Origin of the sequence: Kitasatospora sp. NPDC001603, from assembly GCF_040298365.1 — a bacterium.
Lineage (GTDB): Bacteria > Actinomycetota > Actinomycetes > Streptomycetales > Streptomycetaceae > Kitasatospora.
In genome coordinates this window covers 17777-29172 of sequence record NZ_JBEPAA010000091.1, presented here as the reverse complement: position 1 = coordinate 29172, position 11396 = coordinate 17777, and the positions used below count along the sequence as shown (strand labels likewise).

Genomic DNA, 11396 nt, shown 5'->3' with positions numbered 1-11396 from the left:
CGGGTCCGGGGGCCGGGGACCGGGGCCGGCGGCCGGCCCGGTGCCCCGCGCACCGGGCCGGGCGCCGTACGATCGCGGGCATGGCCCATGATCCGCACGCACTCGACGAAGCCTTCCTCGCCTTCTGGCGGGAGCGGCATATCTCCACGCTGACCACCCGGCGCCCCGACGGCTCGCCGCACGTGGTGCCGGTGGGGGTGACGTACCAGCCGGAGACCGGGACGGCGCGGGTGATCAGCAGCCGGACCAGTCGCAAGGTGCGCAATGTGCAGGCCGCCGGGGCCGAGGGCATGCGGGTGGCGGTCTGCCAGGTGGACGGCGCGCGTTGGTCGACGCTGGAGGGCGTGGCCGTGGTGCGGGACGAGCCGGACGCGGTGGCCGATGCCGTCCGGCGGTACACCGAGCGGTACCGCGAGCCCCGGGTGAACCCGGACCGCGTGGTCATCGAGATCACCGTCGACCGGGTGCTCGGTCGGGCGTAACGGCCGCGACGGCAGCGGTCCGTGGGTGTGCCCGGAGCTTCGTGGTACCCGTGGTGCCTCCGTGATGTGGGTGTTTATCGGCCGTTGATCGCCGGCGCCTAGCGTTGGCGGCATGAACGAGGGAACGGTCGAGGAGCAGGGCGGGCGGGCGCTGCCCGAGGGGCGGATGACGGAGCAGGACACGGAGCGCTTCCGGGTGCTGCTGGCGCGCCTGGGCGACTCGCTGACGGCGGACCGTCGGGCGGCCGCCGAGGCGGGGTTCGATGCGTGAGTCCGGGGTGACGACGGCCGGTGAGCGCGGGCCGGTCGCGGTGCTGCCGCTCTGGCAGCGCGGGCCGGTGTCCGCTCCCTGGTCGGGTTCGCTGCCGGACCCGCTGCCCGGTTCGGCGGCGGGCGGGCTGCCGGTGGCGGGACCCGTCCCGCTGCCGGACCGGGCCGGGCCGGCCCGGGGCGGGGGAGCCGGCTGCTCGGGTGTCGGCGCCGGTGCGGGTGTCGCGGTCGGCGCCGGTGTCGGCGTGGCCGTGGCGGCCGGTGCGGGCGTGGACTACTTCACGGAGCGGACCTCCGGGTAGTCCGCCGAGGGGCCGTTCAGCAGTGCGCTCGGGCGGCCGAGCAGGTGCCGGTCGAAGAAGGCGCCCAGGCAGGCCCGGGACGCAACGAGCGCGCGTTCGCCGCGGAGACTGCCGTACTGCGGGCGTGCCGTCTCCGGCGGTATCCGGTCGCGCACCCCGAAGGCTCCAGCACCCGGGGCACGTCACAGAAGGACAGGTGACCGCCCTCGGGCAGGTCCAGCCGGCGCCGCCAGCCCGTCAGCTGCTACCAGGTCCGCTCCCAGCCGGCCGCCGCCTCCGGCGCGTCGTTGCTGCGCCGCGCGCTGAGCAGGAGCACCGGCCCGGCGAGGCCCTCGGCGGGCAACGGGGCGACGTCGCGAAGCCGTGGTCCGTCGCAGGTCGGAGCCGCCGCGCCGGGCGGCCCGGCCTCGCGGACGGCGCCGACTCCACCTGAGGTACCGTCAGTGGCCCTGGGCGGGCGGCGATCGCGCCCGGCCAGGGCAGGGCCGCGGTGCTCAGCAGTCGCAGCCGCAGTCGCACCCGTCGCATCCGCAGCCGTCGCAGCACCCGCCGTCTCCACAGCAGTTGCAGCAGTCACCGCAGTTGCTGCAGCAGTCCCCGCAGTCCCCGCAGTCGACGTCCTGCCGTGCGCACCACCCCTCCTTGCGCTCGCGCGAGAACGGATCGTCGTGCGAGCAGCACATCAGCTGGCAGGTGCAGGCCATCAGCGCCCAGACCGCGCAGCCGGCCAGCAGGTTGCGCCGGTGCGGGGGGCGGCCGCCGGGCGGGGTGAACCCGGGGCCCTGCGGCACCCAGGGCGGGATCGGCGCGCCGGGACGGGCGGGCGGCGCCTGCCCCGGGTCCTGCCGGGGCGCCGACCGGTACGGGTCGGAACCGTGGGGGTCGGAACCGTGCCCGGCGCCCCCGTGCCCGGCGGAACCGTCGGCGGGCGCCGTCCGGGTCCGGCAGGTGGCGGTGTGCGCGGTCGGGCCGAAGACGCGCTCCACGGCCCGCTCCGTCTCGTGCGCGAGCAGGGTGTGCACCAGGGCCCGGTCGGTCAGCTCCACCTCGCGCAGCGCGAGCCGGATGCCGTGGACGGCGTCCCGGCAGAGGCGTTCGGCCTCGGCCCGGTCGGTGCCGGTCGCCGTGAGCGGGTTCCAGGCTCCGCTCGCGGCGTCCTCGGCCTGGTCCTCGGCGGCGTCCAGCAGGTGGGCGAGCCGGCCGAACAGACGCCCCGCCTCCGCCAGCGATTCGGCGTTGCCGGGCCGGCCGGCCAGGACGGCGGTGTGGGCGAACGCCGCCGAAGTGGCGCTCTCGGTCGGCTCGGTGACCAGCAGGACGGACCCGCCCGGGGGCAGCGCACGCTCCAACGCGCCCTGGCGGGAGGCCGCGTCGAGCAGGACGGCGGTGTCGAAGCCGACCGCCGAGGCGCCGCCCGCGCTCTTGCGGTCCCAGCGCCTGGTGACGGCGCGGGCCCCGGCGGCGACCGGGCGCCGGGCGAACACGCCGTCCCGGTCCTCGACATGGTCGCGGATCTTCACCGAGGCGAGCGCCAGTGAGACGGCGGCCGCCAGCCGGGCGCCCTCGCCCTTGGCGACCGAGGCGGTGCGCATCCCGCGCAGCGGGCAGGGCCCGGCGGTGCGGCGCCAGGAGGCGTCGTCCTTCGCGCTCTGTGCCTCGACCAGCACCGAGATGATCAGACCGTCGTAGTTGGTGGCCGTCCGGGCCAGTTGGCCGTGGTCGTCCCTGAGTGCCAGGCAGAGTCCGCACAGATGAGCCATCCACGAGGCCTGCAGCCGCTCGGAGAGCCGGTGCCGACACGGCCTGATGATCCCGAACATGATCCCCCTTGGTGCGCGGGCCCTGGTCGGCCCCCGATCGCGGACATCATATGACCGGCAGTTCACGGCTTTGGAAGGGTCGTGAACCAGGTGGGTAACACCGGAGGGGAGGCCGTCCGCCGGAGGTCGCGGCGCAGGGCCGCAGGCGTGCGGGGCCGGCTCCGCGCCCGGCGCGGGCCGGTCAGCCGGTGAGGACGCCGGAGAGCTCGGTGACCGCGCTGGTGCTCTTCGCCGGGGGCGGCGACACCTTCACCGGCTTGCCCAACTCGGTGAAGGTGACCGTGGTGACGGCGTGGATCGGGTCCATGTCCAGGACCAGCCGGACCTTCGCCACCCGGCCCTGGGGGTCGACCCAGACCTCGGCCGGGATCCGGAGGTCGCCGCCGCCGAGGCTCCGGTAGGTCGCCAGCTTGGCCTGGACCTCCGGTGCCAGGCGCAGGACGACGGCGTCGTCGGCCAGCACGCCGGTGTACCGCACGGTGCGGACGCCGTCCAGCTCCTCCTCCCCGTTCCGGACGACCCGGGTCAGCGTGGAGAGCTGCTGCAGGACGTGCTCCGGGTCGTTGACCGGCGACCGGAGCAGGGCGTGCGCGACGGGCCGCTCGCGGTCGATCGCCGCCCAGGACCCCGCGGGCACGCCCGCCGAGCCGCGCACGTACACCTGGCCGTCGGCGAAGACCTCGTCGAGGTGGCTGATCGCGCCCCCGGGGAGGTCGACGCCGAGCTGCCCCCGGTCCGCCGCCATGTCGAAGTCCCCGGCCACGGCCAGGTTGTACGTGGTGTCGCCGTTGGTGAGCTGCACGGTCTGGCCGACCCTGGCGCTGGTGCGGCCGGTGGCGGCCGCGGCCTCGCGCACGGCGGCGGCATGCTCCGCGGACGGCGCGGCCGGGGCGCTCGTGGCACCCGTGGGCGTCGCCGGAGCGCCGGACGGCGGCGGGGTGCTCACGGCCGCGGTGCCCGCCACCGGTGCGCCCGCCGACACCGAAACGCTCGCCGAGGCGCTCGCCGACGGCCCGGCGGCGCTCCCGCCGGCGGCGGACGAGCAGCCCGCCGCGCACAGCAGCGCGAGCACGGTACTGACGAGACCTGTGGAACGGCGCACTTCTTCCCCCGACCTGGTGGTGACACGGTGACGACGGCCGGGCCCGCCGCGCGGTGCGACGTCCCCGTGGTGGTGCGTGCTCCGCACCCGCCCGGCACACCGACCCTATCGGGCCAGGTCAGGGGCGTTCCGGCGGGGTGGTGCGACCCGGCCCCGGGCGGTCCCGGGGCGGCCCGGGCCTATCGGGTCGGGTCCGAGCGGAAGGCCCGCCGGTAGGCGGCGGGCGTGGTGCGCAGGGCTTCGTGGAAGCGCCGGCGCAGGTTGACCGCCGAGGAGGGGCCGACCCGGTGCGCGATGGTCTCCACCGGCAGGTCGGTCTCCTCCAGCAGGGCCCGGGTGGCGGCGATCCGCCGGTCCAGCAGCCAGCGTCCGGGACTGATGCCCAGTTGCTCGGTGAAGCGCCGGGTCAGCGTGCGGCCCGAGACCTGGGAGCGGAGCGCCATCTCGGCGACGCTGACCTGCTGGTCCAGCCGCCCGCCCAGCCACTCCAGCAGGGGAGCCAGCGAGTCGGTGACCGGTCCGGAGGTCGGCAGTTCGGCGTACTGCAGCTGGCAGCCCTCGCGGTGCGGCGGCATCACCATCTGCCGGGCGATCCGCATCGCGTGCGCGGCGCCGTGGTCGGTGCGCACCAGGTGCAGGCAGAGGTCGACGCCGGCCGCCGATCCGGCGCTGGTGGCGACATCGCCGTGGTCCACGTAGAGCACCGCGGGGTCGACCCGGGCCCGGGGGAACCGGTCGGCCAGTTCGGCGGCCCGGGCCCAGTGGGTGGCGGCCCGCCGGCCGTCCAGCAGTCCGGCGGCGGCGAGCACGAAGGCGCCCGAGCAGATGCCGACGATCCGCGCGCCGCGCCGGTGCGCCCGGCGGACCGCCTCGACCACCGCCGGCGGCACCTCGGTGCCGGCCGGCTGCTGCCAGCCGGGGACCAGGACGGTGTCCGCGCGCTCCAGCGCGTCCAGGCCCGCCGTGACCAGCAGGTCGTAGCCGACCTGGGTCCGCACCGGACCGGGGTGCTCGGTGCAGACCTCGAACGTGTAGCGGGCGGGGATCGCCGGGCCGTGGTCGCCCAGCACCTCGGTCGCGCAGGCCAGCAGGAAGGTCGACTGCGGGGGCTGGAGCAGGGCCACGACCCGGTGCGGCGCCGGGGGTTCGGGCGGCGGACGAAGCGTCATGGCGCGAAAGTACCCCATCATGTCGTTCGGGACACTGGGGTAGTCGAATGGTCCAGACCACCATCGTGCTGTGACCACCTCGCAGACGCACACCCAGAACGCACAGAACAGCCCGAACACCAAGGACGCGCAGAGCACCAAGGACGCGCAGAGCACCAAGGACGCGCAGAACAGTCGGACCACCCGGAACATCTGGACCACCCGGAACGTCTGGACCACTCGGGCCGCCCGGACCGGTCCGCCGCCCGCCCGGCCCCCGTTGTGGGACCGGCGCTTCACGCTCTACTTCATCGCCCGCGCGGTCTCGCTGGTCGGCGACGCGATGATGCCGGTCGCCACCGCACTCGCGGTCGGCGCGCTCTACGGGATCTCCGGGGTCCGGGACGGTCGTCGCCCTGGTCCTGTTCGGCGGGGTGCTCGCCGACCGGGTCGGTGCGCGCCGGATGATGGTCGGCGCGGACCTCGCCCGGGTGCTCACCCAGGGGGTGCTGGCCGCCGCGTTCTTCGTGGGACCGCCGCCGTTCTGGCTGCTGGTGACCATGGCGGCGCTGGCCGGTGCGGCCACCGCGATGTTCCAGCCGGGGGTGAACGGGATGGTCCCGCTGGTCGCCCGCGAGCCCCAGCGGGCGAACGCCACGCTCAAGGTGGCCGACGCGCTCGCCCAACTGCTCGGCCCGGCCCTGGCGGGCCTGCTGATCGCGCTGACCGGCGCCGGGACGGTCTACGCGATCGACGGCGCCACCTTCCTGCTCAGCGCCCTGTGCCTGGCGCTCATCCGGCTCGCCCCGGCCGGCGCGCCCGAGGCCGCCCCGGCCGCCGCCGGCCCCGGTGCCCGCACCGGCGGTTCGCTCCGCCGCGACCTGCGCCAGGGCTGGCAGGAGTTCCGTGCGCGCACCTGATGTGGGCGGTGATCCTGATCTGGGTGGGGTACGGCGTGCTGCTCTTCGGTCCGCTGGTGCCGCTCAGCTCGGCGCTGGTCGGTGCCCGGCTCGGCCCGAACGCCTACGGTCTGGCGGTCTCCTTCCTCGGCGTCGGAACGGTGCTCGGCGGGCTGCTGGCCCTGCGGGTGCGCCCGGCCCGGCCGTTGGCCGCCGGTGCGGCGGCGATGGCGCTGTACACCGTGCTGCCGCCCTGCGTCGCCCTGGACACCGGCCTGCCGGTGCTGCTGGCGGGCCACGTGCTCGGCGGCGGCGCCTGGGCGTTCTGGTCGGTGATGTGGGCGACCAGTGTGCAGACCCACACCCCGCCCGCGGTGCTCAACCGGGTCAGCGCGTACGAGCTGGCGGGCTCGGTGTCCGGGATCGCGCTCGGTCAGATCCTGGCTGGACCGGCCACCGCGCTGGCCTCCCCGGGGCGGCTGCTGCTGGTGTCGGCGGGTGCCTGCCTGGCGGGCTGCGTGGCGTTGTTCGCGATCCCGGCGATCCGCACGCTGGGCCGTGCGGCTCCCGCGGGCGGCACGCCGGAGGCGCCGGGCCGACCCGGACCTGCGGCCTCGGAGGCCACGGACTGCTGACGTAGCGCCGGGTGGGCGCCGGGGCGCGGAGCGGCCGGTGCCGCCGGGGTGATCGCGCCGCGCACCGGCCGCACACCGGTGGCACCACCGGGGCGCGGCCGTGCACGGCACGCGCCGGCGCCCCCCGCCGGGCCGCTCGACCGGGCCCGCGCCCTGTAGGTGATCCCATATCCGGGATAGCATCGCGAATATGGGAATCGATACGGCCGCCGACGAGCGGCTGGCCATCCGACTGGCCGAACTCCGCGTCGAACGCGGTTGGACGCTGGAGGAGTTGGCGCGCCGGGCAGAGGTGAGCCGGTCCACGCTGTCCCGGGTCGAGCGGGCGGAGGTCAGCCCGACGGCCGCCCTGCTCGGCCGGCTCTGCGCCGTGTACGGGCGCACGATGTCGCGGCTGCTCGCCGAGGTCGAGTCGGCCCCGGCCGGGCTGGTCCGGGCCGGGGAGCAGCGGGTCTGGCATGACGAGGCGACGGGGTTCGTGCGGCGTTCGGTGTCCCCGCCGGACGGCTCGCTGCGGGCCGAGATCATCGAGGGGCTGCTGCCGGCGGGCGCCGACATCGCCTACGACCGGCCGTCCGTCCCCGGCCTGGAGCACCACCTCTGGCTGCTGGAGGGCCGGTTGGAGCTGACCGTCGACGGCGAGCCGCAGCAGCTCGCGGCCGGCGACTGCCTGCGGTTCACCGCCGACAGCACCCGGTTCCGCAGCCCGGGGCCCGAGGCCGCCCGCTACGTCCTGGTGGTGGTCGAGCCGTGACCCCCGCCACCGGCCCGGCGGCGCCGCCCCGGGAGCGCTTCGACGCGGCCGGGCGCCGCGTCCTGCTGGTCTGCGTCGCGGGCGGGTTCACCACCCTGCTCGACCAGTCCGTCCTCAACACCTCGATACCCGCCCTACGGGAGAGCCTGCACGCCGGCCCCGCCCATCTGCAGTGGATCGTCGCCGGCTACTCGCTCGCCTTCGGCCTGGCCCTGGTCCCGGGCGGGCGGCTCGGCGACGTCCGCGGCCGCAAGTGGTTCTTCGTCACCGGCCTGGCCGTGTTCACCGCCGTCAGCGTGCTCTCCGCGACCGCGACCGAGCCCTGGGTGCTGGTGGCCGCCCGGCTGCTCCAGGGCGCCGGGGCCGGGCTGGTCAACTCCCAGATGATCGGCACCATCCAGGACGTGTTCGACGGCCAGCTGCGGGCCCGGGCGCTCGGGATGTACGCCGTCACCGGCGGCCTGGCCTTCGCGCTCGGGCCGCCGATCGGCGGCGCCGTCCTCGCCGCGGTCGGACCGGAGTTCGGCTGGCGGCTGACCTTCCTGCTCAACGTGCCGTTCGGGCTGGCGACCGTCGTGCTGGCGGCCCGCTGCCTGCCGCGCCCGCGCCCCAGTGCCCGCGACGCCGACCTCGACCTGGTCGGGCTGCTGCTGGTCGCCGCGCTGACCCTGGTGCTGATGCTGCCGTTCGTGCAGCCGCCCGCCTGGACCGGCTGGCTGGCCTTCGGCGCCGCCGCGGCCCTGCTGCTGGGCGCGCTGGTGTGGTGGCAGCGCCGCTGCGCCCGGGCCGGCGGGCACCCGTTGATCCACCCGGCGCTCACCCGGTCCGCGCCGTACGCGCTCGGCACGGCGGTGGCGATGGCCCAGTTCGGCTCGTCCGTGGCGGCCGGGCTGGTGCTGGCGATGTTCCTGCAGGACGGGCTCGGCCTCTCCCCGATGGGCGCGGCGCTGGTCGCGCTGCCCTCGGCGGTCTCGATGGGCGTCGCCTCGGCGCTCGCCTGGCGGGTGGTGCGGCGCTTCGGCCGGAGGACCGTCACCGCGGGCCTGACGCTCGCGGCGCTGGTGATGCTCACCGGCGGCCTGGTCGTGCGGTGGGCGCCGACGGGTGGGCTGCCCTGGCTGCTGGCGGGGCTGCAACTGCTCGGTGGCGCGGCCGCGGGCGTGATGGGTGCGACCAACCAGGCGTACGTGCTGCGCCATGCGCCCGCCGAGGCGGCCGGGGTGAGCGGGGCGATCCTGCAGATGGCGCAGCGGATAGCGGCGGCGGTCTGCGTCTCGGCGCTCTCCGGCGTCTACCTGCGCGCGACGGGCGGCGGTGGCGGTCACCGGGCCGCGTACACCTCCGCCAGTGCCGTCTGCGCGGCGGTGGCCGCCCTGGCGGTGCTGGCCTCGGTGCTCGCGAGCCGGGCGGCGGCCCGGGAGGACGCGCGACCGGGGGCGGTACCGCTGCCCGGGCAGGCCGCTCCCGGAGCGCCCGCTCCCGGCCGGACCGGCGAGGAGCGGACCGGCGAGGTGCGGGCCGACGAGGTAGGCGAGGTGCCGGTCGGCGAGGCGCAGGCCGGGAAGGTGCGGGCCGGCGAGGTACCGGCCCGGGGATAGGACCGTGACCGGCCGGGTTGAGCGGTGGGCGAACGGCCTGTCGGCAGCCGGGGGCCACGGCATACGGTGATCGGCATGACCGATCATCGGACCGTGGAACTGCCGGAGGTCACCCTCGCCTACCGCGAGTCCGGCCCGCCGGGTGCCCCGCCGCTGCTCCTGCTGCACGCGCTCGGCGAGCGGGCCACCGACTGGGCCGGCGTGCTGCCGGACCTCGCGCCGCGCCACCGCGTCCTCGCGCTCGACCTGCGCGGCCACGGGGACAGCGGCCGGCCCGGCCGGTACGGCGTCGAGCCGATGCGGGACGACGTCCTCGCCTTCCTGGACGCCCTCGGGCTGGACCGGGTCGATGTCGTCGGGCACTCGATGGGCGGTGTGGTGGCGTACCTGCTGGCGCAGGAGCACCCCGAGCGGGTCGGCCGGCTGGTGCTGGAGGACGTCCCGGCGCCCTACCCGCGTCCGGCGGCCCCGGTGGCCGACGCGCCCCCCGGGCCGGTGGACTTCGACTGGGCGGTGGTGAAGCCGGTCAAGGCGCAGCTGGACACCCCCGAGCCGGTCTGGCTCGAGCGGATGGCCGCGATCACCGCACCCACCCTGGTGGTGGCCGGGGGCCGGGCGAGCCACGTCCCGCAGGACCGGATCGCCGAGATGGCCGGGCGGATCCCCGACTGCCGGGTGGTCACCGTCGAGGCCGGGCACCTGGTGCACCACACCCGGCCGGCGGAGTTCGTCGCGGCCGTCGCGCCGTTCCTGGACCTCGCCCGGCGCTGAGGGGCGAGCGCGGCGCCGCCCCGGGCGACCGGGGCGGCGCCGCGCCCGGGATCAGACGCCGTGCTCGGCCGGGAGCCGGCCCGCCCGGACGGCCGTGACCAGGTCGGCGTGGTCCGCCTCGGTCCGGTCCGCGTACGCCACCGCGAAGGTGGCGACCGCCTCGTCCAGCGCCTCGTTCTTGCCGCAGTAGCCGGTGATCAGGCCCGGGTCGGCGGTGTGCGCATGGGCCCGGGCGAGCAGGGCGCCGGTGATCCGGGCGTAGTCGTCGAGCTGGGCGGGCAGCAGCGCCGCCGGGTCCACGCTGCCCTTGCGGTTGCGGAACTGCCGTACCTGGTAGGGCAGTCCGTCCACGGTGGTCCAGCCGAGCAGGGTGTCGCTGACCACCTGCATCCGCTTCTGGCCGAGGACCACCCGGCGGCCCTCGTGGCCCTCCGGCGCGGTCACCGGGTACCCGGCGCGGGCCAGGTGCGGCAGCAGGACCGACGGCCGGGCCTCCTTCACCTGGAGCACCAGCGGCTGCTCCCGGTGGTCGGTCAGCAGCACGACGTACGAGCGGGTGCCGACGCTGCCGGTGCCCACCACGCGGAACGCCACGTCCTGCACCCGGTAGCGGGCGAGCAGCGGGTGCAGCTCCGCGGGCACCGTGCCGACGTAGGGGCCCAGCGCGGCGGCCACCGCGGCGGCCGTCGCGTCCGGGACCTCGCTGAGCACCGGGGGCGCCGCGGTGAACCGCAGGCCGCCGTCCTGCGCGCGGACGGTGGACTTGGCCGCGAACCTGGCGCTGGTGTTGCCCAGCGCCTTCGCGCCGACCTTCTGCAGGGCGTCGGCCAGGTCGTGCGCCTGCGCGAACGAGACCAGCTGGTCGTCGGCGACGGCGTTCCAGGCGTCCAGGACGGGCAGCTTGGCCAGCGCGCGCATGGTGCGGCGGTACGAGCCGGCGGCGTCGAACGCGGCCTGGCGGGCGGTGGTCTCGTCGGCCCCGACCTCGCGGCCGGCCAGTACCAGGCTGGCGGCGAGCCGCTTGAGGTCCCACTCCCACGGGCCGGGCACGGTCTCGTCGAAGTCGTTGATGTCCATCACCAGCTGCCCGCGGGCGTCGCCGTACAGGCCGAAGTTGGCCGCGTGCGCGTCGCCGCAGAGCTGGGCGGTGATCCCGGAGGTGGGCGTCGGGGCGAGGTCGGCGGCCATCAGGCCGGCCGAGCCGCGCAGGAAGGCGAACGGCGTGGCCGCCATCCGGCCCAGCCGGATCGGGACCAGCTCGGTGATCCGCCCGGCGTTGGACGCCTCGATCGCCGCTATGGCGGTCGGACGGTCGTCGGCGGTGGCGAACTCGGCGTGCCGCTCGCGCGGGATGCGCTCGCGCAGGGCCTTGCCACGCTCGCGGGAGCGGCCGTCGTGGTGCGGCGCGAACCCGTCGACGGCGAACCGCCGCCCCCGGCCGGCCGCTTCCGCCCGCACGCCGGACTCCTCCACCGCTTCGGTGAGCTGCGTCATGGTGCCCCGCCCCGTCCTCTGTCGTTCCCGCCCGCGACCTGCGCGGACCCGGCCCGTCGGCGGGCCGGGCAGCAGGTTACCCGCCCGCCCGGACAACCCGTCGGGAGGGAGGGACGCCCGG

General features: G+C 76.5%; 14 protein-coding genes. 9 read left to right on the top strand and 5 right to left on the bottom strand.

The genetic code is table 11. The features are described 5' to 3' along the window. The first annotated feature begins 80 nt into the window (after positions 1 to 80). The 3 genes from ABT263_RS34235 to ABT263_RS34225 all read left to right on the top strand — a co-directional run bounded on the left by ABT263_RS34235 (position 81) and on the right by ABT263_RS34225 (position 1054). Positions 81 to 482, top strand: coding sequence for a pyridoxamine 5'-phosphate oxidase family protein (locus ABT263_RS34235; RefSeq protein ID WP_352296660.1), 402 nt, complete (start codon positions 81 to 83; stop codon positions 480 to 482). 112 nt (positions 483 to 594) lie between these two features. Then, on the top strand, positions 595 to 753 hold the full coding sequence (locus ABT263_RS34230; RefSeq protein WP_352296657.1) for a hypothetical protein: 159 nt from the start codon (positions 595 to 597) through the stop codon (positions 751 to 753). Next, positions 746 to 1054, top strand: a complete 309-nt coding sequence (locus ABT263_RS34225; RefSeq protein ID WP_352296655.1) for a hypothetical protein — start codon at positions 746 to 748, stop codon at positions 1052 to 1054. The genes ABT263_RS34230 and ABT263_RS34225 overlap by 8 nt, the downstream gene beginning before the upstream one ends. On the opposite strand, the gene ABT263_RS34220 is transcribed toward ABT263_RS34225, so the two are convergent. From ABT263_RS34220 to ABT263_RS34210, 3 genes are all read right to left on the bottom strand, one after another. Then, positions 1027 to 1209, bottom strand: a complete 183-nt coding sequence (locus tag ABT263_RS34220; RefSeq protein WP_352296653.1) for a hypothetical protein — start codon at positions 1207 to 1209, stop codon at positions 1027 to 1029. The genes ABT263_RS34225 and ABT263_RS34220 overlap by 28 nt on opposite strands. Positions 1210 to 1548: 339 nt before the next feature. Continuing rightward, positions 1549 to 2874 carry a DUF5685 family protein gene (locus tag ABT263_RS34215; RefSeq protein WP_352296651.1) on the bottom strand — a complete coding sequence of 442 codons (1326 nt, stop codon included), beginning with the start codon at positions 2872 to 2874 and terminating at the stop codon, positions 1549 to 1551. Positions 2875 to 3055: 181 nt separating this feature from the next. Then, positions 3056 to 3820, bottom strand: a complete 765-nt coding sequence (locus ABT263_RS34210) for an SCO4651 family lipoprotein (protein ID WP_502885909.1) — start codon at positions 3818 to 3820, stop codon at positions 3056 to 3058. On the opposite strand from ABT263_RS34210, the gene ABT263_RS34205 reads away from it, so the two are divergent. Continuing rightward, a complete protein-coding gene (locus ABT263_RS34205) occupies positions 3780 to 4007 on the top strand; it encodes a hypothetical protein (RefSeq protein WP_352296645.1) in 228 nt (75 codons plus the stop codon). The two genes, ABT263_RS34210 and ABT263_RS34205, sit on opposite strands and share 41 nt — an antisense overlap. 148 nt (positions 4008 to 4155) lie before the next feature. Here the strand turns inward: ABT263_RS34205 and ABT263_RS34200 are convergent, their stop codons facing one another. Then, positions 4156 to 5145: a GlxA family transcriptional regulator gene (locus tag ABT263_RS34200; RefSeq protein WP_352296643.1), complete on the bottom strand. Its 990-nt coding sequence runs from the start codon at positions 5143 to 5145 to the stop codon at positions 4156 to 4158. Positions 5146 to 5558: 413 nt separating this feature from the next. Here ABT263_RS34200 and ABT263_RS34195 point away from each other — a divergent pair, with 413 nt between their 5' ends. The 5 genes from ABT263_RS34195 (at position 5559) to ABT263_RS34175 (ending at position 9781) form a co-directional block, all read left to right on the top strand. After that, the gene (locus ABT263_RS34195; protein ID WP_352296640.1) at positions 5559 to 6044 is read left to right on the top strand and encodes an MFS transporter; all 486 of its coding nucleotides are present in this window, start codon (positions 5559 to 5561) and stop codon (positions 6042 to 6044) included. A gap of 8 nt (positions 6045 to 6052) precedes the next feature. Next, a complete protein-coding gene (locus ABT263_RS34190) occupies positions 6053 to 6658 on the top strand; it encodes an MFS transporter (protein ID WP_352296638.1) in 606 nt (201 codons plus the stop codon). Between the two features lie 190 nt (positions 6659 to 6848). Beyond that, positions 6849 to 7412, top strand: a complete 564-nt coding sequence (locus ABT263_RS34185; protein WP_352296635.1) for a helix-turn-helix domain-containing protein — start codon at positions 6849 to 6851, stop codon at positions 7410 to 7412. After that, complete coding sequence (locus ABT263_RS34180; protein ID WP_352296632.1) at positions 7409 to 9010, top strand: MFS transporter; 1602 nt, start codon at positions 7409 to 7411, stop codon at positions 9008 to 9010. Before ABT263_RS34185 ends, ABT263_RS34180 begins: the two co-directional genes overlap by 4 nt. 75 nt (positions 9011 to 9085) lie before the next feature. Next, on the top strand, positions 9086 to 9781 hold the full coding sequence (locus ABT263_RS34175) for an alpha/beta fold hydrolase (protein ID WP_352296630.1): 696 nt from the start codon (positions 9086 to 9088) through the stop codon (positions 9779 to 9781). Positions 9782 to 9832: 51 nt separating this feature from the next. On the opposite strand, the gene ABT263_RS34170 is transcribed toward ABT263_RS34175, so the two are convergent. Next, positions 9833 to 11275: a DUF2252 domain-containing protein gene (locus ABT263_RS34170; protein WP_352296627.1), complete on the bottom strand. Its 1443-nt coding sequence runs from the start codon at positions 11273 to 11275 to the stop codon at positions 9833 to 9835. Between the last annotated feature and the right edge of the window lie 121 nt (positions 11276 to 11396).

What these genes read in the sequence shown, in the direction of transcription:
- ABT263_RS34235 (WP_352296660.1), top strand. Translation starts at nt 81, where the DNA reads ATGGCCCATGATCCGCACGCACTCGACGAAGCCTTCCTCGCCTTCTGG.
- ABT263_RS34230 (WP_352296657.1), top strand. Translation starts at nt 595, where the DNA reads ATGAACGAGGGAACGGTCGAGGAGCAGGGCGGGCGGGCGCTGCCCGAG.
- ABT263_RS34225 (WP_352296655.1), top strand. Translation starts at nt 746, where the DNA reads ATGCGTGAGTCCGGGGTGACGACGGCCGGTGAGCGCGGGCCGGTCGCG.
- ABT263_RS34215 (WP_352296651.1), bottom strand. Translation starts at nt 2,874, where the DNA reads ATGTTCGGGATCATCAGGCCGTGTCGGCACCGGCTCTCCGAGCGGCTG.
- ABT263_RS34200 (WP_352296643.1), bottom strand. Translation starts at nt 5,145, where the DNA reads ATGACGCTTCGTCCGCCGCCCGAACCCCCGGCGCCGCACCGGGTCGTG.
- ABT263_RS34185 (WP_352296635.1), top strand. Translation starts at nt 6,849, where the DNA reads ATGGGAATCGATACGGCCGCCGACGAGCGGCTGGCCATCCGACTGGCC.
- ABT263_RS34175 (WP_352296630.1), top strand. Translation starts at nt 9,086, where the DNA reads ATGACCGATCATCGGACCGTGGAACTGCCGGAGGTCACCCTCGCCTAC.
- ABT263_RS34170 (WP_352296627.1), bottom strand. Translation starts at nt 11,275, where the DNA reads ATGACGCAGCTCACCGAAGCGGTGGAGGAGTCCGGCGTGCGGGCGGAA.